Origin of the sequence: Microbulbifer mangrovi (assembly GCF_002009015.1) — a bacterium.
Taxonomy (GTDB): Bacteria; Pseudomonadota; Gammaproteobacteria; order Pseudomonadales; family Cellvibrionaceae; genus Microbulbifer; species Microbulbifer mangrovi.
On sequence record NZ_LZDE01000342.1, the window covers coordinates 41,301 to 66,644 of the forward strand.

At 55.7% G+C, this 25,344-nt stretch carries 22 protein-coding genes; 10 read left to right on the forward strand and 12 right to left on the reverse strand.

Going from position 1 to position 25,344, the window contains the following annotated elements; all coding sequences use genetic code 11:
- The first annotated feature begins 470 nt into the window (after positions 1-470).
- Positions 471-1,454 carry an N-acetylmuramoyl-L-alanine amidase gene (locus tag B4U49_RS16215; RefSeq protein ID WP_078085651.1) on the forward strand — a complete coding sequence of 328 codons (984 nt, stop codon included), beginning with the start codon at positions 471-473 and terminating at the stop codon, positions 1,452-1,454.
- 345 nt (positions 1,455-1,799) lie between these two features.
- Here B4U49_RS16215 and B4U49_RS16220 read toward each other — a convergent pair whose 3' ends face one another.
- Positions 1,800-3,701 carry a glycoside hydrolase family 3 N-terminal domain-containing protein gene (locus tag B4U49_RS16220; protein WP_158078644.1) on the reverse strand — a complete coding sequence of 634 codons (1,902 nt, stop codon included), beginning with the start codon at positions 3,699-3,701 and terminating at the stop codon, positions 1,800-1,802.
- A gap of 418 nt (positions 3,702-4,119) precedes the next feature.
- Between B4U49_RS16220 and B4U49_RS16225 the strand changes: the two genes are divergently transcribed.
- Positions 4,120-5,037, forward strand: a complete 918-nt coding sequence (locus B4U49_RS16225) for a LysR family transcriptional regulator (protein WP_078085653.1) — start codon at positions 4,120-4,122, stop codon at positions 5,035-5,037.
- A 64-nt stretch (positions 5,038-5,101) separates the two neighbouring features.
- Here B4U49_RS16225 and B4U49_RS16230 read toward each other — a convergent pair whose 3' ends face one another.
- A complete protein-coding gene (locus tag B4U49_RS16230; RefSeq protein ID WP_078085683.1) occupies positions 5,102-5,347 on the reverse strand; it encodes a DUF6482 family protein in 246 nt (81 codons plus the stop codon).
- A gap of 331 nt (positions 5,348-5,678) precedes the next feature.
- Between B4U49_RS16230 and mutS the strand changes: the two genes are divergently transcribed.
- From mutS to B4U49_RS16245, 3 genes are all read left to right on the forward strand, one after another.
- Positions 5,679-8,333 carry a DNA mismatch repair protein MutS gene (gene mutS, locus B4U49_RS16235; protein ID WP_078085654.1) on the forward strand — a complete coding sequence of 885 codons (2,655 nt, stop codon included), beginning with the start codon at positions 5,679-5,681 and terminating at the stop codon, positions 8,331-8,333.
- A 142-nt stretch (positions 8,334-8,475) separates the two neighbouring features.
- Positions 8,476-8,799 (forward strand): ferredoxin FdxA, encoded by a 324-nt coding sequence (gene fdxA / locus B4U49_RS16240; protein ID WP_078085655.1) that lies wholly within the window; start codon positions 8,476-8,478, stop codon positions 8,797-8,799.
- A gap of 317 nt (positions 8,800-9,116) precedes the next feature.
- Positions 9,117-11,765 carry a TonB-dependent receptor gene (locus B4U49_RS16245; protein WP_078085656.1) on the forward strand — a complete coding sequence of 883 codons (2,649 nt, stop codon included), beginning with the start codon at positions 9,117-9,119 and terminating at the stop codon, positions 11,763-11,765.
- A 230-nt stretch (positions 11,766-11,995) separates the two neighbouring features.
- On the opposite strand, the gene B4U49_RS16250 is transcribed toward B4U49_RS16245, so the two are convergent.
- Entirely contained in the window at positions 11,996-12,520 is a 525-nt protein-coding gene (locus B4U49_RS16250; RefSeq protein WP_078085657.1) for a carboxymuconolactone decarboxylase family protein, read from the reverse strand.
- Positions 12,521-12,603: 83 nt separating this feature from the next.
- Here B4U49_RS16250 and dinB point away from each other — a divergent pair, with 83 nt between their 5' ends.
- The 4 genes from dinB to B4U49_RS16270 all read left to right on the forward strand — a co-directional run bounded on the left by dinB (position 12,604) and on the right by B4U49_RS16270 (position 15,568).
- Entirely contained in the window at positions 12,604-13,686 is a 1,083-nt protein-coding gene (dinB, locus tag B4U49_RS16255) for a DNA polymerase IV (RefSeq protein WP_078085658.1), read from the forward strand.
- Between the two features lie 21 nt (positions 13,687-13,707).
- The gene (locus B4U49_RS19295) at positions 13,708-14,205 is read left to right on the forward strand and encodes a DUF6116 family protein (protein WP_204903067.1); all 498 of its coding nucleotides are present in this window, start codon (positions 13,708-13,710) and stop codon (positions 14,203-14,205) included.
- A 128-nt stretch (positions 14,206-14,333) separates the two neighbouring features.
- Positions 14,334-15,104, forward strand: a complete 771-nt coding sequence (locus B4U49_RS16265; RefSeq protein WP_078085659.1) for an RNA polymerase sigma factor — start codon at positions 14,334-14,336, stop codon at positions 15,102-15,104.
- 2 nt (positions 15,105-15,106) lie between these two features.
- Positions 15,107-15,568 (forward strand): hypothetical protein, encoded by a 462-nt coding sequence (locus B4U49_RS16270; protein WP_078085660.1) that lies wholly within the window; start codon positions 15,107-15,109, stop codon positions 15,566-15,568.
- Between the two features lie 126 nt (positions 15,569-15,694).
- Here B4U49_RS16270 and B4U49_RS16275 read toward each other — a convergent pair whose 3' ends face one another.
- The 9 genes from B4U49_RS16275 to B4U49_RS16315 form a co-directional block, all read right to left on the reverse strand.
- Positions 15,695-16,678: an NADPH:quinone oxidoreductase family protein gene (locus tag B4U49_RS16275; protein ID WP_078085661.1), complete on the reverse strand. Its 984-nt coding sequence runs from the start codon at positions 16,676-16,678 to the stop codon at positions 15,695-15,697.
- Positions 16,679-16,735: 57 nt separating this feature from the next.
- Positions 16,736-17,917: an acetyl-CoA C-acyltransferase gene (locus B4U49_RS16280; protein ID WP_078085662.1), complete on the reverse strand. Its 1,182-nt coding sequence runs from the start codon at positions 17,915-17,917 to the stop codon at positions 16,736-16,738.
- A 27-nt stretch (positions 17,918-17,944) separates the two neighbouring features.
- Positions 17,945-18,871, reverse strand: coding sequence for an SDR family NAD(P)-dependent oxidoreductase (locus tag B4U49_RS16285; protein ID WP_078085663.1), 927 nt, complete (start codon positions 18,869-18,871; stop codon positions 17,945-17,947).
- 51 nt (positions 18,872-18,922) lie between these two features.
- Positions 18,923-19,381 (reverse strand): MaoC family dehydratase, encoded by a 459-nt coding sequence (locus B4U49_RS16290; RefSeq protein ID WP_078085664.1) that lies wholly within the window; start codon positions 19,379-19,381, stop codon positions 18,923-18,925.
- A gap of 26 nt (positions 19,382-19,407) precedes the next feature.
- Entirely contained in the window at positions 19,408-20,202 is a 795-nt protein-coding gene (locus B4U49_RS16295; RefSeq protein WP_078085665.1) for an SDR family NAD(P)-dependent oxidoreductase, read from the reverse strand.
- Positions 20,203-20,204: 2 nt separating this feature from the next.
- Positions 20,205-20,981: an SDR family oxidoreductase gene (locus tag B4U49_RS16300; RefSeq protein ID WP_078085666.1), complete on the reverse strand. Its 777-nt coding sequence runs from the start codon at positions 20,979-20,981 to the stop codon at positions 20,205-20,207.
- 40 nt (positions 20,982-21,021) lie between these two features.
- Positions 21,022-22,089 carry a phosphotransferase gene (locus B4U49_RS16305; protein WP_078085667.1) on the reverse strand — a complete coding sequence of 356 codons (1,068 nt, stop codon included), beginning with the start codon at positions 22,087-22,089 and terminating at the stop codon, positions 21,022-21,024.
- Positions 22,090-23,304: an acyl-CoA dehydrogenase family protein gene (locus tag B4U49_RS16310; protein ID WP_078085668.1), complete on the reverse strand. Its 1,215-nt coding sequence runs from the start codon at positions 23,302-23,304 to the stop codon at positions 22,090-22,092.
- A gap of 66 nt (positions 23,305-23,370) precedes the next feature.
- A complete protein-coding gene (locus B4U49_RS16315; protein ID WP_158078645.1) occupies positions 23,371-24,042 on the reverse strand; it encodes a histidine phosphatase family protein in 672 nt (223 codons plus the stop codon).
- A 222-nt stretch (positions 24,043-24,264) separates the two neighbouring features.
- Here B4U49_RS16315 and B4U49_RS16320 point away from each other — a divergent pair, with 222 nt between their 5' ends.
- Positions 24,265-25,161, forward strand: a complete 897-nt coding sequence (locus B4U49_RS16320) for a LysR family transcriptional regulator (RefSeq protein WP_078085670.1) — start codon at positions 24,265-24,267, stop codon at positions 25,159-25,161.
- Positions 25,162-25,344: the final 183 nt, after the last annotated feature.

Sequence of the window (25,344 nt, forward strand, 5' to 3'; positions counted from 1 at the left end):
CTTGGTTAGACGTATGTATCAACACTAGGAATTCTCGCGCTGAGGTCCCACAAGATTAAGAATCACTCAAAAGGAATAATTACGCAGGTGCTATAGCAGCCCCAAAAAACACTTTAAACGCCATTTAGTGGAAACTGTCAGGTAAGGATTGAGGATTCAGCTAATGGCGCGATGTTCCTGATAGCGACGATGTAACTCAAAAACGAGCCACATATCCACTTATAAAATTCCAAAAATACTACACAGTCGGAATATTTTATTTGTAGAATGAGTAAAGCAAACAACAATCTGGCGCGTAAAACGATATTAGTGAACGTTAATACGCCAACAGGAATGACTTATGCTGAGCCAGAGAATAGCTGGGGATCGCTCATAGCAGACCATTCACCTATCGCTCTAATCGATCGACGGTGATTCGCCAAACGTTTCAAAATACTTAGCTTTGGGGGCAAGGCGCTGAAGGATTCACTATGTCAGGCAAAATAATACAAACACTGGGGCGCGCCGCCCTCCTCGCTTCTGCGGTATCCGCAGCTTTACTGAATTCAGGCTGCACCAACACAAGTAGCGGCCTCAATCACACGAGTGACGCCTACAAAATCGAAGTCGTCGAATCAAAAAATGCGAGTGAGCGTGTTCGGTTCCTGGTGATGCATTTCACCACAATCGACTTCGATACCTCATTGCGGGTACTCACCCAACCTAGTTCTTCGCCGGTAAGTTCTCATTACCTGATTCCAGAAAGCAACGATCCCAGTTACCCGCACGACGATCTGCGGGTGTATCAGCTAGTGGACGAAACCCGCCGGGCGTGGCATGCGGGAACAAGTATCTGGGAAGACCGCAGCCAGTTGAACGACCACTCCATTGGTATTGAGATAGTTAACAAAAGTCACTGTCACCCGCCCGCTGAATCTACACCGGAAGCTGAGACAGAGGCAGTATGCTTCTTCCCGGACTTCGACTCCAAACAAATGGAATTGGTGATTGCACTCTCGAAGGATATTCTCGCGCGCTATCCGGATATCTCACCTACCCGCGTGGTAGGCCACGGAGACATTATCCCTCACTGGAAAATTGATCCCGGTCCCAAGTTTCCCTGGCAGCAGCTGGCAGAAGCGGGTATTGGTGCGTGGTTTGATGATGAAACAGTAACGCGTCACCTGGATTACCTGAATGGCAACACTAGCAGTGACCGGGAAAGCGTGCGCTTGCGATTTGCCCAGTGGCTCAGAGATTATGGGTACGGAATTGATCCGGAAACGGCAACGGATGAAGAAATCACTCTCTATACCCGCGCCTTCCAGTACCACTTCCGCCCTTGGAAAGTGGATGGTGAGGTAGATAATCACAGTCGAGCAATTTTGCTCGCGCTACTGGAAAAGTATTTCCCACAAAAGCTCAGTGGTTACCCCGATATCAATCAGGCGGTGCTGGCTGCCAAGGACTCCTGAAGACTCGCAGGAACAGTCGAAACTCCTCCCTGTGTAATCAGGGAGGATGACAGTGCCTTCCCCCCTTATAAAGCAATTCACTGAGCGCCAGGGAGAGCCCGTCTTCCGTCGCTATCGCGCAACCGGTGACGCCATCCACCATACCCACGCCAACCAATGCCTCGAGGCAGTCGGATAATACGAAGCCGTCAAAAAGCGGGCGCCTGATACAGGCAGGTCCTGTAACTGCGAACGCACCTGCTATTTTTCTAATTTCGGCACCTGCAAGTGTGAAGATCTATACCGATATCACTAAATGACCAACCAAAGGGGGAACAAATAGTATTCGCTGGCGTTGTAGTATCCTCACCCTTCATCGCTCGTGTAAGCGTTGTCCGTATGTAGTCTGCTGGTTACGGAAACCGTCACCGGCATTTGGCCTGAGGCTGGTTCCGTGCTGACAAGCGCATTGGCCAGAGCTCGGTATATCGGTCCCTCCAGGCTCTGATTGGGTCCGATATAAGCCTTGTAGTCGAAACTTGCCAGGTGCACATCCGCAAGGGTCTCGAAGCGCGTAGCCTCGTATGGCGAGCGCATGCTGATAAACACCGTTTTCGCCCCGCGTGCATTCGCCGCTTGCAGTGACCGACGATAAATATCGTAGAGAGCCTCAGAGTCGATGGTACGCTCCTGTAATGCTGGAAGGTCTTCCATTCCGCCGAGTTCAACCGCGCTTTCCGCCGGCACAATACTCGCGACGATCAGGGTATCTGCATTCGACCGGGCAACTTCCGTCACTGCCTGCTTAGGCGCAAGTAGCGAAACTTCCGCATCACTTACCCCTGCCAGTGCGATACTGAATGCCTTGCCTATGGCACGATTGGGCGCAAGTATCTGTACCCGCTGAGTTTTCGCGTCAATCACGGGTAATGCAGACAGTCGCGGCTCAAAAATATGGGTCAGCGCTGCACTCGCCAGGGAGTCCGCAAGTGCGCGATGCTCAGCAGAGGCCAATACCTTTGCCGCACCGTCGACAGCCTCGGCCTCTTCAAGCTGGGCCCATTGTTTGTCCACATAGACCTGCTTCAAGCGTTGCACCCGAGCCACAGAAGTATCCAGTTCATCCAGTGATAGCTCACCAGCCTGCAGCGCAGAAACCACCCGGCCGATCAGACGATCCAGCTGTACCAAATCCTCCGGGTAACGAATTTTGACCGGCATCAGTGCGATGTCCGCACCCGCAGCGAAGGTATTTACCACGGCCTCTTCCGGCGTAAAGTAGTCGCTGATGCCGGCCATATTGAGGGAGTCGGTCACAATCACCCCCTGATAACCCATCTGTTCACGCAGAATGCCAGTGAGGATTTTGCGAGACAGCGTCGCGGGTGCAAGCATCTGCTCACCGGAGAGGGAGGTAAGCGTTTTAGTGTCCAACGCCGGATACTGGATATGTGCGGTCATCGTCAGCGCCGGTTGCGCGTTATGGATGACCTGTTGAAAGGGCAACAGATCCACCGCGCGAGCCCGATCCATGGAGCGCTCCACCCGCGGTAGCCCTGTGTGGCTGTCGACGCTGGTATCCCCGTGGCCGGGAAAATGCTTTACCGTTGCAGCAACACCGCGTCGCTGAAATGCCGCGACACTCGCCGATCCGAGATCCGCCACCACCTGTGGGTTCTCGCTATAGGAACGCACATTAATTACCGGGTTGTCCGGGTTGCTGTTTACATCCAGCGTAGGGGCAAAATTCACATTGAACCCCAGCGCGCGCAGCTGATCCGCCATCACTTCTGCCGTAGCGCTGGCAAAACGGTCGCCTTCGCGGGCATAGGTCGCACCGATGGCCATGTTACCGGCAAAAGCCGCGGCTTCATCTCTCGGCAAGCGGTTTACACGGCCGCCCTCCTGGTCGATACCAATCAACAACGGCAAACCACTGCGCGACTGCGCGGCAGCCTGCTGCAGGGCTCTATTGAGTCTTACGATTTGCGCGCTATGTTCCAGGTTATCGGCAAACAGAATAATGCCACCGAGGTCGGTATCCCGAATCATGCTGGCAAGTTCCGACGGAAGCTCTGTCACCGGGTTATCGCACTGGCGGTTACCCTCCTTGCCCGCCATAGGCCGCTGCACGTCTGGACAGAAATACCGGATATCGAGCATCAGCTTTTGCGCCACCTTCTGGCGCAGATCCAGTTTATGGTCCGTGTGAGGCGTCAGCTCTGCGCTTGTCTTCTCACATCCGGCAATCCCGGAGGCAATGGACATCACTGCGCAAAACCCTGCGACCCTGGACAGAACGCCTTTAACCCGCATAACAAATAACCAATTACAAATGTAAGTTCAATATTGAATATTTTATTCTTCACATTTAGCGCCACGGTGCAACAGGAAGTTTGCACAAAGTAAAAGGAAGCGAAAATGCTCCCAAGTGGTTCACAGGATGAGGATCAAGTTAAAGCTCAACACAAGACCACCAACCAAAACAGATCAACGCCTGCTTTTCCCCCAGCGCGCCCTGATACAGTGAATTCCATCAAACGAAAATGTGTGGCCACGGCCTGCCCCAACATGGCTTCAGGTTCAGCAGCCTGTAGTGACAGATCGTTACAAACACTGACACTCACTAGGTCCAATATCGACTAACCACCACATAACGATAATTAGAGAAACTATCGGGTCATATATGGGATCGCGCTTTTTTATTGCTCCTGAACAGCTGGAAGCATTTGAGGCCGCGGCACGCAGCGGATCTTTTTCTGCAGCGGCGCGTTCTTTGGGCAAGGCGCAGTCCACGGTTTCGGGATTGATTAGCAACCTGGAGATTGACACAGGCCTCAACCTGTTTGATCGCTCCGGTCGCGAGCCAAAACTTACCGCACAGGGGCGCTCGCTACTGCACGATGTACGCTCACTACTCAATTCTTACTCTCGCTTTGACGCCAAGAGTCGCAGCCTCAATGCCGGGCTGGAGGAAGCTCTCACCATTGCGGTCGATGAATCCGCGATCGAGCTTAAATTACTGACTCAAAGCCTGAAATCTTTTTACGAGGAGTTCGGCACCGTCAGCGTGACGTTATTACATGCATCTGGCGAAAGCGCCGCAATACTGGTACGCGAGGGAAAGGCAGATATCGGAATTGTTCCCAGCCAGAGCGATTACCCGGAAGACTTCGACTTCCGCGGTGTGGGCAACGGTTCGTTTGTTTTGGTTGCTGGCAAGAGTCATGCACTTAGCACGCTGGACACCGTTCGCATTCAGGATCTGCACAACCACCTGCATCTCCGTATCAGCACAAGCAGTGACACGACATCAATGCCGAAAAACGATCTCGGTGATCGTATCTGGTATCTGGAGAGCTGTACGCTGTTAATGACCATGCTTACTGCCGGACTGGGCTGGGCGTCTACCCCACTGCATATTGCACGGCCGCATATCGACAGCGGTGCAATCAAGATTCTCGACACAGATTTCCAGCTGACCTCCCCCCCTTATTGCACCGATATTATCTGGTCGCGGCGTAAAGCACTGGGGACAGCGGGTGAGCGCTTGATCGACGAAATCTCACACGTATTATCAAGCGAGGCCATGGAACCTGCCTGAGCAGGCTCGCATGCAAACGATCATCTGGCGCGTGCCAGGTAGAAACCCAGCAAATCGTGCCAGCTTACCAGTGCAACTGAACTCTAAGCGGCGAAGTCTCATCCTCGAGCCCGCACATTTCCTCATACGGGGTCAGCTGTTCCAGCCAAACCTCCTCGAGTTTGTGACTGTGAAAATGATCGCGGATCTCTTCCAGGCAGTGAAACCGGTGGGGCCTATCCTTTCTGTCCGTCAAGAGCTCCCTGCCATTCTCATCTACGGCCTCAACGAGATAAAACTGTCCCTCCAGGGAAAGAATATGTAGGTTCATGTTACCTCCTTCGGCGCTCACGGCACGCACTGCCAGCATGACCTCTTACCAGCTTAAGATGGCAACAGTGGAACGGGAAATAACGGTTTCCTCGGGATTTCCCCAAACTGCGCACGAGCCTTGCCAGCCGCCTATCCTCGTCCGTACTCCCGATCATCTAGAACCCGACCATACGGTCTAGCGGTGTAGCCGATAGTGGTTTGCAGGCCGCTTTGGTATCCTTGCGCGCTTGTGCCATTCGCCCGCAACGGGAGGCTCCTGTCCCGTCCCCGGCCCCGGAGGCCGGCACAGAAAAACAAATAACCCACTGTTTTATAAAGATTTTTTATTCATGCCCGCAACCGCAGCTAAAACCGCCAAGCCCGAACACACACCGATGATGCAGCAATATTTGCGTATCAAGGCGGAGCATCCCCAGGAGCTGGTGTTCTACCGCATGGGAGACTTCTACGAGCTGTTCTATGACGATGCCAAGCGCGCGGCGGAGCTGCTGGATGTGACCCTGACCGCCCGCGGCAAATCCGGTGGGCAACCGATTCCCATGGCCGGCATTCCCTACCACGCGGCCGAGGGCTATCTGGCGCGGCTGATCAAGGCCGGCGTCTCCGTGGCCATTGTCGAACAGATTGGCGATCCTGCCACCAGCAAGGGGCCCGTGGAGCGCAAGGTAGTGCGTATCGTGACTCCAGGCACCGTCACCGACGAGGCGCTGCTGAACGAGCGTCGGGACAACCTGCTGGCCTCCGCGGTGCTGGTGGGCGACCACTTTGGCCTGGCCCTGCTGGATGTGGGCACCGGGTACTTCGCAGTGCAGGAAGTGGATACCCTGGAAGCTCTGGTAGAACAGATCCAGCGCTTCAGCCCTACCGAATTGCTGGTATCGGAAGACCTCAGCCTCCCCGCTGAAATCGAACGCCGCGCGGGCCTGCGCCGCCGTGCGCCCTGGGAGTTCGACCTGGAAAGCGCCCTGCGTCTGCTCAATCGCCAGTTTGGCACCCTGGACCTGGAGGCATTCGGCTGCAGCCATATGCACGCGGCGCTATCCGCCGCTGGCTGCCTGTTGCAGTATGCGCGCGATACCCAGCGCACAGACCTGCCCCATATCCGCACCCTGCGCACCGAGCGCAGCGAAGATACCGTGGCCCTGGACCCCGCCAGCCGCCGCAACCTGGAAATCGATACCAACCTGAACGGCGGCGACGACAATACGCTGCTGTCAGTTTTCGACGCCTGTAAGACCGCCATGGGCAGCCGCCTGCTGCGCCGCTGGCTGAACAATCCCCTGCGCAACTTGAATACGCTGCAGCAACGCCAGCAGGCGATTGCCGCGTTGATTAGCGACTACCGCTTCGAGCCTCTGCGCGAAGCACTCAAGCCCATCGGCGATATGGAGCGGATTCTCGGCCGCCTGGCGCTGCGCTCCGCACGCCCGCGAGACCTGTCGCGTCTGGGTATGTCGCTGGCCCAGTTCCCGGAACTGCAGCGCCAGCTCAGCGAAACCGATGCCGCCCTGCTCGGCCAATTGAGCAGCGAGATGGGGCAGTGGCCGGAAACCGTGGAGCTGCTCCAGCGCGCGCTGGTAGAAAATCCGCCGGTGGTAATCCGCGAAGGCGGTGTGATTGCGGAGGGCTTTGACGAGGAACTGGATGAGCTGCGCGGGATCAGTGAGAACGCCGGGGATTATCTGGTACAGCTGGAGTTGCGGGAGAAAGAGCGCACCGGTATCCCCACCCTGAAGGTCGGCTACAACCGGGTGCACGGCTACTTTATTGAAATCAGCCGCGGACAGAGTGACAAGGCACCGGCCGACTATATCCGTCGCCAGACTCTAAAAAATGCCGAGCGCTTTATTACCCCGGAACTGAAAGAGTTTGAAGACAAGGCGCTTTCCGCCAAGAGTCGCGCACTGGCCCGGGAAAAATTCCTCTACGAGGAGCTGATCACCACCCTCAATGAACATCTGGCCGCACTGCAGACGGCCGCCGCCGCAGTATCCCAGTTGGACGTACTGGCGAATATGGCCGAGCGCGCCGACCAGCTGCGCCTCAGCCAACCCGAACTGTCCGAACAACCCGGCATTCACGTGGAAGGCGGTCGCCATCCGGTGGTGGAGCAGGTTCTGGACGACCCGTTTGTGGCCAACGACATCGATCTGCACGAGTCCCGTCGCATGCTCGTCATTACCGGCCCGAATATGGGCGGTAAGTCGACCTATATGCGACAGACCGCGCTGATTGCCCTGCTCGCCCATTGCGGCAGTTTTGTGCCCGCGGACAGTGCCCGTATCGGCCTGCTGGACCGGATCTTTACCCGTATCGGCAGTGCCGACGACCTGGCCGGTGGGCGCTCCACTTTTATGGTGGAGATGACGGAGACCGCGAATATCCTGCGTAACGCCAGTGAGCACAGCCTGATCCTGATGGATGAGATCGGCCGCGGTACCAGTACCTACGACGGCCTTTCCCTGGCCTGGGCATGCGCCCACTTCCTGGCCGACCGGGTGCGCGCTTTTACCCTGTTCGCCACCCACTATTTCGAGCTGACGGAGCTGCCCGACCAGTGTCCCGACGCAGCCAATATCCACCTGAATGCCACCGAGCACGGGGATTCCATCGTGTTCCTGCATCGTATTCAGGAAGGTCCCGCATCCAAGAGTTACGGCCTGCAGGTGGCCAAGCTGGCCGGGATCCCGCAGGAAGTGCTGGAAGAAGCCAAGGCCCGCCTGGCCGCGCTGGAAGCGGGAAACACCACCCGCGACTCGGGCCCGGGCGCACCCGCGCAGCCGTCGGCAAACGAGCCGCCCCCTCAACCCGTTCCGCCAGTAAAGGCCCCAGCTACGCAAACAAAGACCGCGGCTCCGGCACAGGTGGACCTGTTCGGCAGCGCACCACATCCGGCAGTGGAGGCCCTGGAATCTCTGGACCCGGACGATATGACACCGCGCCAGGCACTGGAACAGCTCTACGCTCTGCGCAAACTGTTATAAGCACCCAACCAATTCGACTCAAAAGCCACTACAATTCGCGCCAGTTATTGCTAAAATCCGCAGCTTTCAAGAATGAGGTCAGGTTCCGGCATACGGAGCCGACCGGGCAGCGGAAACGCATCAGCATTATCGAGGGACAAGCATGACATTCGTAATTGGGGAAAACTGCATCAAGTGCAAATACACCGACTGTGTGGAAGTTTGCCCGGTAGACTGCTTCTACGAAGGCCCCAACTTCCTGGTGATCCACCCGGACGAGTGTATCGACTGTGCACTGTGCGAGCCTGAGTGCCCTGCCAATGCCATCTTCTCGGAAGATGAGGTACCGGACGATCAGCAGGAATATATCGAGCTGAACGCGGAGCTGTCGGAGGTATGGCCGAATATCACCGAGAAGAAAGATCCCCTGCCGGATGCAGAGGAATGGGATGGGAAAACCGGCAAGCTGGAGATGCTGGAACGCTGAGCGAGTCTTTGCACGCCCCACAGAAGAAATTGAAAAACCGCCCTCCTGGGCGGTTTTTTTATGTGTGGTCGCTTTTCATCTATACGGTGTTGCCCAAACACCAGACTAAGAGCTAAGAGACTTGCGCATGGCCAACGCCCCAACACTTGTCCGCCGAAAACGATAAATAGCGCGCCAAATAGACGAATATTATTCAATATTTAGCATCTAGCATGAATAATTCTTGACGATAGGAAAATCAATAAATATTTTATTCCTCGCGACAACGCTGTCTTTCAGTCGTCAATAACTCAATAACAAATGCGCGAGGGATAAAGATGCTCAAGCTCAGTCGAGCCATTCAATCTGCTAACCATTCTCTTATTCGCCTGGGCTCATTGAGCGCTCTGGCCATTGCTTCCACCGGAGCGCTGGCACAAAGCAGCAATGAGGGCCTGGAGGAAGTGGTTGTTACCGGGATTCGGGCCAGCCTGGAACAGAATATCGATATGAAACGCGACGCCGATTCAGTGGTGGATGCGATTACTGCCGAGGATATCGGCAAGTTCCCGGATAAAAACGTGGCCGAAGCGCTGCAACGTGTACCCGGCGTATCCATCGACCGCGATTTCGGTGAAGGCGAGAACGTTTCCATTCGCGGTACCGACTCTTCCCTGAACATGACCCTCCTGAATGGCCAGACGGTTGCCACTTCCCAGTGGAAGGTGCTGAGTGCACTGTCTCGCGGCTTTAATTACGCCATGCTGCCATCCGACCTGATCGCCAGTGCCGAGGTGTACAAGACGCCCCAGGCAGATATCGATGAAGGCTCTGTAGGCGGTACCGTTATGCTGCGTACCCGCAAGCCACTGGACCTGGATTCCGGCACCGCATCGGTGAGCCTGGAAAACCAGTACAGCGAGTTACCGGATGTTTGGGATCCCTCCGGTTCGGCATTTGCTTCGTGGAAAAACGACGCTGGCACATTCGGCGTACTGGGAGCGGTGGTATTTCAGGATCGCTCGGTTGAGCGTCATGGTGCCGAGGTACTGGGGAACTATATCCCCACCAATGCACAGGATACCGGTGACGAAGTGTACGTGCCCTGGGGACTGGGGTCCGCCCTATTCCAGCAGCAGCGGGAGCGCCGAGGCATTGATTTGAATCTGCAATATGCGCCGAATGAGCAGTTCGACGTGACTCTCCACTACCTCGCCTCCGAACTGGGCGCTTCCAATGTGAACCAGAATTTCCTACCACTGTCCCGCAATGCGGTACGCGATGGTGGCACCAACACCCAGGTTAACAGCAACGTGGTGACATCGTCCGATATCGATGGCGCACTTGCCGGTGGTCACGTCGCATACGATGTGATTTATCGCGATGGTTCCAGCATGGATACAGATGTTCTGGATCTCGAAGCCAACTACGATCTGGGTTTTGTTCGCCTGCATGGGCAAGCCGGTCGCACCACCTCGGAGGGCAATGCCAATGACTGGTTCTACGAGTGGTTCAATCAGGCAAATGATGGCCGTGTCGACTGGACCTATACCAACAACGGTCGTCCCAGCGCCAGCTTCGATGATAGTGCCTGGATTACCAATCCCGCTGACGAGCTGGTGTTAAACGGTTACTTCGAGTCGCAGATCACCATGACTGACGAGGAGGCCTATGCCCAGATTGATGCCGAGTTCGACATTGAAGGGGGCCCATTCAACCTGATCAAGGTGGGTTACAAAACCCGCGACCGCGACACCGGGCAAGACCGAATTCGCACCTACGCTTCCAATTTGGGCGCGGACGGTAACGATGCGTACTTCGGTACTGCAGCGGACTTCTGGAGCGGCGCCCTGGTCAGTGGCCTGCACGGTGAAACCGGCTTTGGGCCATCGGCTTACTTCGACCCGGATCGCAGCAAGCTGAATGCGTATTTCGATGCACTGCCCAATTGTGCAGCTGGCAGCACGGAAATCTGCTCAAACCGCGATACGACCTGGTACCCGTCCATTTTCGATATCAATGAAAAAGTAAATGCACTGTATGTGAAAGCGGACTTTGCCGATGATGCCACAGGCCTGCGCGGTAATGTTGGCGTGCGTTACGTAACCACAGACACCACTGCCGGTGCCTGGAGTTTCTCTGAAGATCAGGGAGAATATACCTACGATGAAGTTAAAGCGGAGTACTCTGACGTACTGCCAAGCCTGAACCTGGCCTGGGATGCCAGCGACGATGTAGTATTGCGATTCGCCGCGGCCAAAGTAATCGCGCGACCGAGCCCGAGCCAGCTGACCTCCTCTGTATCACTGACTCCAGAAACAAGTTCTGGCTCTGGTGGCAACCCGGAGCTGGAGCCTTATCGCGCTACCCAGTTCGACTTCGGTGCCGAGTGGTATTTCACCGATGGCGCCATGGTGGCGGCAACAATGTTCACCAAACAGATTGACGACTATATCTTCGATGAAATCCGGGCGGAGCAGGTTATCAGTCCTGACGGTGTGGTGCAGATCGATTCCATGCGCAGGCCACAAAATGGCCCCAGTGTGGACTTGAGCGGTCTGGAAGCCCAGCTTCAGTACACTTTCGATAATGGCTTTGGTCTGGTGGGTAACTATACCTATACCGACGTCAGTGACGCAGAAACCCAGAGTGGGCCCGTTACCCTTCCGGGCAACAGTGAGAACATGTTCAACATCAGTGGTTTCTACGAGAACGAACTGTTCAGCGCGCGTCTCGCGTACAACTACCGCTCGGAATTCTTCCGCGCGAAAACTTCATTTGGCAGTCTGTATCGCGACGAGCAAACTTCACTGGATGCCCAGTTCAGCTACTACGTTAATGAAAAGCTGAGCCTGCGCGCCGAGGCACTCAACCTCACCAATGAGACCGTCAGTGATATCTTCGAACTGGATGGCGGTCCCACCCTGCAGGGTAGCGAATGGGAAAATGGCCGTCGATTCTTCCTCGGGGCCAATTACAAGTTCTAAGGATGTTTCCCTTCTTGGCGACGGGCTGAATTACAGCCCGGCGCCCCATGTTCGTCCTCGCACTGTCTCTCTTGCCGGCACCTTTGTGCCGGCCTTTTTTAGCAACGCTGGTCAAGTGCCATCGTTGCTACCTCAATCCAATACTTCATGTCGTTTTGAGCATACGATCGCGGGGGTATTTAAACAGAACTACATTGCTACCTTTTGCCAGAAGCAGTCGTCAGTTCTGATCAATCAGAGGGCAACGAAAGGAATGCAGCGGTCCGACTTACTTCAGAGGCCAGGCCCGCTACTGCCAACGCCTCGATGATTTCCGCATCGCTGGCTCCCTCTTTTCTCGCCATATCGATCACCTCACCTGCGTGATCATGAGGGCGGTTGTTCGCATGTCGAGCCACTTCGAGCAGTGCATGATTTTTGGGGTCAAAGTGTGCGTGATCCGGGTCCGTGCGTATTTTCAACACTTCTCGCGGATCCACGCCGAATTTCTCCAGCGTCGCGCTGTGTAGTGCAATTCCATAATCACTATGCTCATCCGCCGCCACCATAAGCGCGATCCCCTCCTTCAACCTTGGCGACAGTGCACCGGTCAGCATCACATGCTGGTATCTCTCCCACAGCAGGGTCAGTATCGTCGGGTTGTTGGCACAGGCCCGGAATATCCCCGGTACCATTCCCAGCGTGGTTCGGATGTCATCCAAAACTGCGCTAACCCGCTCCTCCACGGGCATTTCCAATAATGGCATATGGCTCATGGTGCACCTCCAAGATAGAGCGACCTACACAAGTTCATCGATTAGAGCGTGGCCTGAGGTCAAATACTGGATATAATCACAGCATGCGGAAAATCATCCATTGCGACTGCGACTGCTTCTACGCCTCGGTAGAAATGCGGGACGACCCCAATCTCCGGGGGCGCCCGGTTGCCGTGGGCGGCGCCAGCGACCGCAGAGGGGTGATATCCACCTGTAACTACGAGGCGCGCAGCTTTGGTGTACGCTCGGCGATGCCGACTTCCCAAGCCAAAAAGCTCTGTCCTGACCTGATTGTAGTGCCGGGTAACATGAAAAAATATCGGGAAGTCAGCGCGCAAATTCGGGAAATTTTTCTTTCCTATACCGATCTGATAGAACCCCTTTCCCTGGATGAGGCCTATCTGGATGTCAGCAACAGTGCTCACTGCAACGGCAGCGCAACCCTGATCGCCCAAGAGATCCGCGCCCGCGTCCATCGGGAACTGGGAATTACCATCTCTGCGGGTGTCGCCCCCAATAAGTTTCTCGCAAAAATTGCCAGTGACTGGCAAAAACCGGATGGACTGACAGTCATTCACCCCGACTCGGTGGAAGACTTTGTCCTGCGCTTACCGGTGAAGAAGATTCACGGCGTCGGCCGCGTCACCGCAGAAAAAATGCACCGCCAGGGAATCCACAACTGCAGCGATTTGCGGCGCTACAGCCTGGTTGAACTGGTGCAGAAATACGGCAAGTTTGGCAATCGTCTGTATCAGCTCTGCCGGGGTGTCGACGACAGGGCGGTTAGCGGCGACGGCTCGCGCAAGAGCGTCAGTGTGGAACACACGTTTACTGAAGACCTGAAAAATCTCGACGACTGGCAAGAACAGATGACCCATCTTTTCGGACGACTTCAGGAGCGTATGGAAAAACTGGGCGACCGCTATGAAATCAGTGCCGCCATCATCAAGGTCAAGTACAACGACTTCACCCAGTCTACCCAGGAGCGCAGCAGTCGATCCGCACGCATCAGCGAATTCAAACAACTGTTGCAACAAAGTTGGGACAAGCGCAGCGATCCCATTCGTCTGCTCGGGGTGGGCGTAAAACTCAAGGATTTACGCGCCGATTTGGGACCGGAGCAATTGCCACTGCCATTCCGGGGGCAACCCCCACCGACCACCTGATACTCCTCACTTGTGAGACTAGTGTTGCGCCCAAGCGGGTTAATCGTTGACCAGTTCAGAAGCTTGTTGCGCCAGATTATGCGCAATATTGCACCCGGAACCTTTGCGCGTTCTGCTGGTCATGCGGCCTCGGGCTATACTCCCATCACGGTCTCGAAAGCAGTTCCAGTCACTATCTATATGAAGCGTGTAGTCCCGAGTTCCCTGGTGGTCTGGTTTCTGAACTATGCCCGCAGGCTAAAACATCCACAATTATTCAAGTGGATCTGCGCGCTGTTCCTGATTGACCTGATCATTCCCGACCTGATCCCGTTTGTTGACGAAATCCTGTTGGGCCTGGCCACACTCTTTCTGGCCTCGTGGAAGAAACGCGGTAACGCACCGGAAAATACCAGCGAAAGTGCTGCGGAAACACAAAGTAGCGAAAATAGAAGGGAAAAAGTCGTAACCGGTCACGCAGAAAAAATGAATGACCAAGAAAACAATTCGACATCCCACGACGGACACGATAAACACTGAGCAAAATAGGAAGTTCGCACCTTGCCGGTAATAGGCAGGGCGAAATGACGTTAACGGATAATTTACTCGTTTAACGAAGTACTCCTGGCAAGGAAGTGCCCAGGAGATGTACAACCGGGTAAGTGACTATGGGAAATAAAGCCAAGGAGGCCAATCCCATGTTTGCGGATAAGTTGTGCATTCTCAGTGACGAAGAACTGGTAAGTCGCTATTGCGATACGCGCGATCACAAGGCTTTCCAGGAAATCTACCTTCGCTACAAAGACGAGCTGTTTCGCTACTGCGCTCAGATGGTGCCCCATCGCTGCACACAGCTGATGGAAGCGTTCTGGAGTGTATTCCTGGACACGCCGCCTGAGCTGCAACGGAGACGCCTGAAAAACTGGCTATATATCCGCCTGAACCGATTACTGTGCACACCAGACAAAGATACCCCCGATACAGACAACCGTTCAGATGATTCCGCCCGTGCTCACGGCGATGCGCTGCACAGCGCCCTGAAAGGATCCGATGTACTGAGGGCGATCCAGCAACTCCCCAGAATGCAGCGCAATGTTTTTCTGCTGTTCACCGAATGCGGCCTATCCCTGGCTACGGTCGCGGATATCGAAGGCACTACCCTTGCGCATTGCCGGGCGATACTGGAAGAAAGCCGCAACAGTATCGAACATGCTCTCTATGGCAGCGCCCGTAAACCTTGGAAATCTGCAGCTACCCTGGCGAAGGAAGCCGAGGCGCGAGCAGCCGAAGAGAATGCCAACAACAAGGCCACAGAGGAGCGGGTCGACAAGAAGCAAACCGGGCCCCAAAAGCCCCGCGTCACACTTCCCTGGGGGAAAACATCGAAAGTTGCAGCAGCCTCCCCCGCTACTGCTGATCGTTCTGTAGAGGTAGCTTGAACATGTCTAGTAATCAGTGGGAATCGTCCTATCGGCGGGCCGCGGACAAACTCCACTCTCCACGTACCATCGACGAGAAATTACTCGCCAGTGCCCGCGCCATCAAACCGGTGAAAAAGTTCAACGCGCGCGACAGCCGACTGCTCTCCAAAGCCGCATCGGGCTTCAGCGCCATCGCCATAGCCATTGCCCTGTTGCACCCGGCCCAGTACCTTGGCGCCACCCCCGGGCAGATCGCTCCCCAGGGCAATAACCGCGAACAAGGGCTGGAACGCTACCGCCCCAAGCCCGGCAGAATACGAGCTACAGCCGATGGCTGGCATACGCTGCGTGCCGAAGTAGAAGCCGGCAGTTATATCCAGCTGTGTTCCCAGTGGCGGCGACAACAGCAGTCGCCCGCAGAGGAGAAGCTACCGGCCGACCTGCAGGCGAAAGCGAGACAGCACTGCCGACTCCTACCGTAAGTGCCCACGATAAAAAATCAACACAGTATTAAAAAAGGGAGTAGCGCCCATGGTGCTACTCCCTTTTTTAATACTGTTCACTTACGTCTTGTTAGATCCTGAGAAATACGGGGTGTGATTGCGGTACTAGCCCCGATTCATGGTCAAAACAACCTTGCCCCGGGCCCTGCGTTCGCCAATCGCCGCAAATGCCTCAGAAAAGTCATCCAGGTCATATATCTCAGTGGTCAACGGCTGCAGTCGCCCCTCCTGCACAAAACCCAGCAACTCGCTAAAATTCTGCATATTGCCCTTGGGATCACGCGCTGCCCAGCCCCCCCAGTAAATACCGAGAATATCACCGGCTTTCAGGAGAGGAAGGTTCAGGGGTAGGTTTGGAATATCCCCGGCGGCGAAACCAATCACCAGATAGCGGCCACCCCAGGCGATGGAGCGGTAGGCCTGCTCGGTAAATCCACCACCCACCGGGTCGTAAATGACATCCGCGCCCTTGCCATCGGTCAGTTCACGAATACGATCCTTGAGGTTTTCGCGGCTGTAGTTGATGGTTTCATCCGCTCCCAGGTCTCGACAGAAAGCGAGTTTTTCATCGGTGGACGCACAAGCGATCACCCGCGCGCCCATCAGCTTGCCCAGCTGGATCGCCGTCACGCCCACACCACCCGCAGCGCCCAGCACGACCAGGGTTTCTCCGGGCTGCAAACGTGCGCGCTGCTTGAATGCATAGTACGACGTGGCATAGGTGATGCAGAAACCCGCCGCCTGCGGAAAATCCAGTTCTGCAGGCATTGGCATCAGGAGCTTGTGATCCACGTTGACAGATTCTGCAAAGGCAGCGAGCCCTGGCATGGCAATAACCCTATCGCCTTCCTTGAAGCCTTTTACTGCTTCTCCGACCTCACGAATGATACCGGCACATTCACCACCCGCGACAAAAGGTAACTCAGGCTTCACCTGATACTTACCCTGAACCATCAGGCCGTCAGGGAAGTTCACCCCGGCAGCGTGTACCTCTAGCTGTACCTCGTGGGGTCTTGGAGAACCCAAAGGCCAGTCGCGGACTTTAAGATTGTCTATCGGGCCAAAGGCCTCACATACCAGTGCTCGCATGGTTACTCCTTTTATTGGGCGCTACATTTCCGGCGCTATTTTTTTGCGATGCCGCGATCAGACCACTTCGAACAGTCCCGCTGCCCCCATACCGCCGCCGACGCACATGGTAACCACCACATACTTGACGCCCCGACGCTTGCCTTCCAGCAGTGCGTGTCCAACCATCCGCGCTCCACTCATACCATAGGGATGGCCAATGGATATAGCGCCGCCATTAACGTTGAGCTTTTCATTGTCGATACCCAGTTTGTCGCGGCAGTAAAGTACCTGTACCGCGAAGGCTTCGTTCAACTCCCACAGGCCAATGTCATCTACGGACAGACCAGTGCGCTGCAACAGCTTGGGAATTGCGAATACCGGGCCAATACCCATTTCGTCGGGCTCACAGCCCGCGACCGCCATGCCCCGGTATATCCCCAGAGGGTTCAGGTTGCGCTGTTCGGCAAGTTTACCGTCCATCAGTACCATGGCCGCAGCGCCGTCGGAGAGCTGCGAAGCATTACCCGCAGTGATGACACCATTATCCCGGACCGGGTTCAGGCTACGCAGACCGTCGATGGTTGTAGACGGGCGATTGCCTTCATCCATGCTCAGGGTCACTTCCTGTTCTGACTGTTCTCCGGTTTCCTTGTTCACCACGATCTTGTTACAGGTGACCGGGACAATTTCATCGGCGAACAGACCTGCCTGCTGTGCGGCCGCAGTGCGCATCTGGGATTGCAGGGAATACTCGTCCTGCAGATCGCGACTGATACCATAGCGCTTGGCAACCACTTCTGCGGTATCGATCATCGGCAGGTAGATATCCGGGTGCATGGAGAGCAGCGTGGGATCCGCTACGCGGAAGCTGTTCATCTGCTGATTCTGAACCAGGGAAATGGACTCCATACCACCGGCAAGGGTTACCGGCACACCATCCTGGGTGATCTGCTTGGCCGCGGTTGCTATGGCCATCAGGCCGGAGGAACACTGACGATCGATGGTCATACCGGCAACGGTTGTCGGCAGGCCTGCGCGCAGCGCAATCTGGCGGGCGACATTGGTGCCGGTGGTTCCCTGCTGCAGGGCCACACCAAACACGCAATCGTCAATCTCGCCAGCATCGACACCGGCGCGCTCAACCGCAGCGCTCACTGCGTGCGCGGCCAGGCTCGGTCCTTCAATATTATTGAATGCACCGCGGTAGGCTTTACCGATGGGGGTACGGGCGGTGGATACGATGACTGCTTCTTTCATGGGAATTCTCCTGAGTGTTGGTCGCGATCAGCCGTCGAGCTTGACGCCCGTGCCCTGTGCCGCCTTCTGGATAAACTTGACCGTCTGATTGAGGCCACCCACAAGTTCCTGCTGACCGCGTTCATCGGCGATCGCATCCAGGTTGGCGAGCACGTTCTCCGCAGTCTGCTGCTCTGGAGGCAGGTAGATACCTTCGGTCTCCAGAATACGCGCCTTGGCGAAGGCACCAGCACCCGCACAGAGGATAAACCGATTAGGAGCATCGTCCGCTACCAGTGCAATCAGCCCGGCGGTGACAGATTCCGGGGTCAGCAGTTCCAGCGCTTTTGGATCGGGAATAATGTCCTCGGTCATACGGGTGGCCGCCGTCGGGGACAGGCAGTTGACTTTAATGCCGTACTTTTCCCCCTCGAGACACAGGGTGTTCATCAGGCCAACCACGCCGGTTTTTGCCGCGCCGTAGTTGGACTGGCCGAAGTTACCGTAAAGCCCGGAAGAAGAGGTGGTCATCACGATCCGTCCATACTGCTGCTCGCGCATGATCTCCCACACGGCCTTGGTGCAGTTGACCGACCCCATCAGGTGAACATTCACCACCAGATTGAAATCATCGATCGGCGCTTTGGCAAAGGACTTGTCCCGCAGGATACCGGCGTTATTGACCAGAATATCTACACGGCCCCAGCGCTCCGCGGCATCCTTGACCATGTCCTGAACCTGCTGGTAATCGGTCACATTGGCACCGTTGGCGATCGCCTCTCCGCCTGCGGCTTCAATTTCTGCAACCACCGATTCCGCCGCGGTCAACGAACCGCCAGAGCCATCTCGTGCACCGCCAAGATCATTGACCACCACTTTAGCTCCGCGGCGCGCCAGCTCGAGCGCGTGGGATCGGCCGAGGCCATTACCGGCACCGGTGACGATGGCCACCTTACCTTCGAATGAAATAGACATGGTTCTCTCCGTTAACACTATTATCGAATATTCTTTTCAGATTGCTGTTTCTCAGACAAATTGCATCACCAACCATTCGGCGATCAATGCGGGCTTGTCCTCGCCCTCGATTTCCACAGTGACTTCCATCTTGATCTGAAACTGACCCGGCTTTTTTTCCATGATATCGAGCACCTTTGCGCGCGCCCGCACCCGCTGGTTCACTTTCACGGGATTGATAAACCGGACTTTATCCAGGCCGTAATTCACTCCCATTTTCACCCCTTCCAGGGCTACATGGAGTTGCTCCGCAAAATAGGAAAGCAGCGAAAGTGAGAGGAAGCCGTGGGCGATGGTAGTGCCAAATGGCGATTTCGCGGCTGCTTCCGGGTCCACATGAATAAACTGATGATCCAGCGTGCAATCGGCGAATTTATTGATTCGATCCTGGTCAACCTGGAACCAATCCGTGGCATCGGTTTCCATGCCAATCGCGCTGGCAAAGTCCTGTGGTTTTATACTTATCGACATTGATCTCTCTCCCTATCAATTTTTAACTAGAATGCGGAAACACCACCGTCCACAGCGAGGGACTGGCCTGTCACGTAGCTCAGTGCCGGCGAGCAGAGCATCACCATTGCGCTGACCACCTCCTCGGGCTTGCCGAGGCGTTTCATCGGGCTACCCGCGGCAAAAATAGAGTGCACCTGCTCCACCGTGGCACCCTCGGGTGCCTGCATATCGGTAATCATTGGAGTCAGGGTGTAGAAAGGACAAACCGCATTCACACGCACGTTATGGCGCGCGTATTCCACTGCGGCGGTACGAGTCAGGCCGATCACGGAATGCTTGGCACCGGCATAAGATGAAGCCTTGGGCGCGCCACCAAGTCCAGCCATGGAACTCACATTGAGGATGATCCCCCCGCCCTGGCTACGCATCAGTTTCAGCTGATGCTTCATGCCAAAGAACACCCCTTTCACATTAACGCGGTGTTGTAGATCAAGGGTTTCTTCTTCCACGTCTTCAAAATACTGCATGGGCGGCGCGATACCCGCGTTGTTTACCGCAATATCCAGACGCCCGAAGTTTTCCCGGGCCAGCGCTACCATCGAGGCACAATCGGTTTCCGAGGACACATCACAGGCCACTGCCTGTACGGACACTCCCAGGGAAGACAGTTTTTCCACCACGGAATCAAGTCCCGCCTCGTTGATATCCCCCAGTACCAGGCTTGCGCCCCGGCGCCCCAGTTCTTCTGCGAGCAACGCACCGAATCCACTGGCCGCACCGGTAATCAGCGCTACTTTGTCGGAAAAGTCGAGCAACGGATCAAGATTGAATTCTGCCATGATTACAGCCCCCCACATGCGGTGAGCCCACCGTCTACAACCACACACTCACCGTTGGTATAGCTACCCGCGTCGGACACCAGATACAGTACGGTACCCGCCATTTCTTCCGGTTCCGCATGGCGGTGCATGGGAATATGACTCACCGCGGTGTTGTAGATTTCTTCATGACTAAACAGCGCACCGGCGAATTTGGTTTTTGTCAGACCCGGCAGCAACGCATTGACACGTATATTGAACTGCGCGCACTCCTTGGCAAACGCCTTGGTCATATTGACCACGGCGGCCTTGGTGATGGAGTAAATACCCTGCCCTACACCGGGTTGCAGCGCATTGATTGAGGCGGTATTAACAATGCAACCACCGCCGTTTTCGCGCATCAGCTTGCCCGCCTCGACGGACATGAAAAAGTACCCGCGAATGTTGACCGCAACGGTCTTCTCGAAGGCACCGAGATCAGTATCAAGAATATGTCCGAAGTACGGATTGGTCGCAGCATTGTTCACCAGAATATCCAGCTTGCCGTAATGATCGCGGATATGGGCAAAGACTTGCGCAATATCGTCCAAGTTGCCGATATGACACGGCAGCGCTTCCGCCTTGCCACCTGCTTCGTTAATTGCGTCCGCTACCGCCTGACAGCCCTCGATCTTGCGGCTGGAAACCAGCACATGGGCCCCCTGCTCTGCCAACAGTTTGGCGATAGCCTCACCAATACCACGGCTGGCACCGGTCACCAGGGCAATTTTTCCACTCAGGTCAAACAGATTAGTCGCCATAAATTTCTCCCAACAATCGTTGTAATTATCTGATTCTTCGTTAACTTTCGTTTTCGATAACATCCAGCGCCATCATCGCCAGAGGCTCGACCAGAGCACCAAGCGCCGCTGCATTTTTGCTCGACGCGTTGCCGTCATGAGCGCGCTTGGCGACCCCCTGAATAATCGCCGCAAGACGGAAAAAACTGAACGCGAGATAGAACGCCCAGTTATCAATCCGCTCAATACCCATGCGATCGCAGTAGCGCGAGACATATTCCTGCTCCGAGGGAATACCCAGGCTTTTGCAATCCACGTTCATTAACCCGGAGATATTTCCGCTATTGGCAGGCATACGCAGCTGCATACACTGGTAGGCGAGGTCTGCAAACGGATGCCCCAGGGTGGAGAGTTCCCAGTCCAGCACCGCGATAGCGCGGGACTCGGTCGGGTGGAACATGATGTTGTCCAGCCGGTAGTCCCCGTGTACCAGTGACATGCGGCCATCATCTTCTGGCAAATGGTCTCCCAACCATTGAATCAGCTGATCCATAGCAGTAATCAGCTGCAATTCCGATGCGCGGTACTGTCCCTGCCAGCGACCAAACTGCCGCTCAAAATAGTTTCCGGGGCGGCCGTAATCGGCAAGACCCACTGCGTCGAGATTTACCGAATGCAGTGCCGCCAGTACCCGACTCATTTCCTCGTAAAACGCGCTGCGCTGGGCGTTGTCCAGCTCTGGCAGAGCGGCGTCCCAGAAAATACGTCCCTCGCAGTACTCCATCAGGTAAAACATGGAGCCGATCACATCGCGGTCTTCACACAGGTGTACGACCTTGGGAACCGGCACATCGGTGCCAGCCAGTGCACGCATCACGCGGAATTCCCTGTCCACCGCGTGTGCGGATTTGAGCAACTTTCCGGGCGGCTGGCGGCGCAGTACATAGGTTTCCGCGCCCGTCTCCAGCTTGAACGTGGGATTAGATTGTCCACCGGAAAATTTTTCAGCACTTTTTATCGGGCCGGAGAAGTCCGGCACATTGCGCATCAGATATTCCCGCAAGCGTTCGGTATCCAGCTGATCTACCGAGGACTGCTGTGGCGCGGATTTTTGCTCTACCTCCGACATTCAACCCTCCTTCGCCGCGTAGGCCGCAGCGAGGTTGCGTCCCAGCTGCATCATGTGCACCTGGTCCGGACCATCCGCCAGGCGGATTGTGCGCGCGTAGCTATACGCCCGCCCCAGATGGAAGTCCTGCCCAAGACCGGCGGCACCATGTATCTGGATCGCGCGATCAATCACGTTGCAGGCCATCTGTGGTGCTACAACCTTGATCATGGCAATCAGGTCGCGCGCCGCCTTGTTGCCATAACGATCCATCTGGTCCGCGGCTTTCAGGGTGAGTAGCCGCGCCTGTTCAATTTCACAGGCAGAGCGGGCGATATCTTCCCGCACGGAGCCCTGCTTAATCATCGGACGACCGAATACAATACGCTCCTCAGCGCGCTTGGACATAGCCTCGAGTGCGCGCTGGGCCTGTCCGATCAATCGCATACAATGGTGAATACGACCGGGGCCGAGACGTCCCTGGGCAATTTCAAAACCGCGCCCCTCACCGAGGATCAGGTTTTCTTTCGGCACCCGCACATTGTCGAAAATGATCTCCGCATGCCCTTCCGGTGCATCGTCATAGCCGAACACCGTCATCGGACGAACCACCTTCACACCCGGTGTATTCATTGGCACCAGAATCTGCGATTGCTGGCGATAGCGGTCTTCGCTATCCGGTGCGGTTTTACCCATCACGATCATGATTTCACAGCGATGATTCATGGCCCCGCTGATGTAGAATTTGTGCCCGTTGATCACGTAGTCATCGCCATCGCGGACAATCTCGGTTTCAATATTGGTCGCGTCACTGGAAGCAACCTTGGGTTCGGTCATCGCAAATGCGGAGCGAATATTCCCTTCCAGCAACGGCCTTAGCCAGCGGTCCTGTTGCTCTGGCGACCCGTATTGGGTGAGCACCTCCATATTGCCGGTGTCCGGCGCGCTGCAATTGAAAACCTCGGAGGAAAACAGCACTTTGCCCATTTCTTCGGCCAAAGGGGCATATTCAAGATTCGTCAGGCCAGCGCCAAATTTTTCATCCGGTAAAAACAGGTTCCACAATCCCGCATCTTTCGCTTTACGCTTCAGGGTTTCCATCACTGGGGGCTCACCCCAGCGGTCCTGTTCGAGCTGTTCGTAGTAGGTGTTTTCTGCGGGGATGACTTCCTCCGCGATAAAGGCTTTCAGGCGCTGCAGGAGTCCCTGCACTTTTTCGGAGTATTCAAAGTTCATGGCTAACTCTTTTCTCTCTGCATTCTTATCAGGGCTGTTTCCGTCCGCGATCGCTTGGCGATCCACTCAGCTATAGGTAATAAACTGACGACGCTCGCGGTTATCCAGGTGCGGTACATGGTTGAAACTGTGCAGGGTCAAGCCGCTGCGACCGGCAAAAAAGTGACTGATTGCCGTATTTTTTATCTGCATATTGAGCTGAGTCACACTGTGTGCCGGTGCCCCCAGTACCTGCCGTACCATCATCGCAATGGCACCACCGGAACTGACCACCAGTGTCCTGCCCCCGCGGGCGCCAGCGGCGAGAACACCGAGTACTTCTTCAAGACGTTGCTCGAACTGCTGCCAGCTCTCCGCGCCGTCAATTTCCCCTGAAGACCAGGCGTGCATCGCCTGCTTCAAAAACCGGTAATAGTCCGCGCGCTCGGCATCTGCGGCGGGCGCGGATGCGGGATCTTTTTCGCCGTAAGCGTGCATGACTTTCTTGAAGTCGAACTCGTTCAGTTGCGGCAGTTCCTCAACACGCTGCCTGTCTAGGCCAAGCCCCTCACAGATCCCCTGCGCGGTTTCCCGATGCCGTTGCAGATCACCGCTGACAATGTGATCGAACTGGTGTCCGTCCTGTCCCCAGTGTTCGCCGAGCCAGCGCGCTTGCTGCCAGCCGAGCTCGGATAGCTGGTCATAATTTTCACTACCAAATGACGCCTGGCCGTGGCGTACGACAAAGATTTCTGGCACTGCCTCTCTCCCGTGATTGGCACAGTAAACGATGAAACCGGTGTTTCGAATTACGTCCCGGGTTATTCACTCCTCGGCACGACTGGGAGATAAAGCTAGCGATTCTATTTGGATCATCAAAGTTTATTATGTAAATATTCAATCATTCACCACAGTGATGATGGTTGGCTCGGGCCAGTTGCTGGCAATCGGGAAACACAATGACGGGAGAAAGGCGGGAAAATGGTCGTACAGCTGCAGCAGATCGATATGAACCTGTTCCCGGTACTGGATGCGATCTATGCCACGCGCAACCTAACCCGCGCGGCCGAGCGCCTGCATATCACCCAACCGGCGGTCAGCAATGCATTGGCACGGCTGCGTCGGGCACTGGGTGACCAATTGTTCATTCGCACTCCCAATGGCATGAGCCCCACACCGCTGACCGAGAACATCATGCCCCGGGTTCAGCAGGCACTGGCGCTTCTCGGCAGTAGCGTGACGGAACACCATCAGTTCGAGCCGTCTAGCGCACAGAAAACCCTGCGCCTGTCCATGAACGATATGGCGGAAACCCTGGTACTGCCGCAATTGCTCGAGCACCTGCAGCAGGTGGCACCGGGGATCACCGTCGAGTCCTACTATGTGCCGCGAGACCAGATGGTCAAGGAGCTGGCCGCCAACAGCCTGGACTTTGCCCTCGATGTTCCCATGGTTTCCGCTTCACAGTTGAGCCAGCAGCGACTGGTTGCGGATCGCTACCAATGCATGCTTCGACCAGACCACCCCCTGGCCAGTGAATCCAGCCTGACCCTGGAACAATATCTTTCGCTCGAGCATATCCACGTCTCCAGCCGCCGCAGCGGCCCCGGGTTGGCGGATATCGCACTCAACAAGCTCGGCCGGCGGCGCAAGATCCGCCTGCGGGTGCAACACTACCGGGTGGCACCGCTGATTGTTCTCAAGACCGATCTGGCGCTCACGGTGCCGGTCAGCCTCGCCCGACAGTACCCCGCGCGCTGTTTCGAACTCCCCTTTCAGATCCCGCAGATGGACTGGCACCTGCTGTGGCATCGCAGCCAGGGTGACGATGGGGCCCACAAGTGGCTGCGAGAGCAGATCATTTCTCTGTTTGGCTAGACTTCACATTCCTGTAGCCACCGCGATTGGGATACGTAAAGCGATACGGCGAGGCCAGAGGATTCGGTCGGATCGGTCACTGCCAACGAATTACCGGGCTTGCTATCCTTGAGCCAGGATATGCAACTTTTTGCATATAAGATTCATTATCAGGCCCGTCGTAGACAGAAAGAGAACACGCAC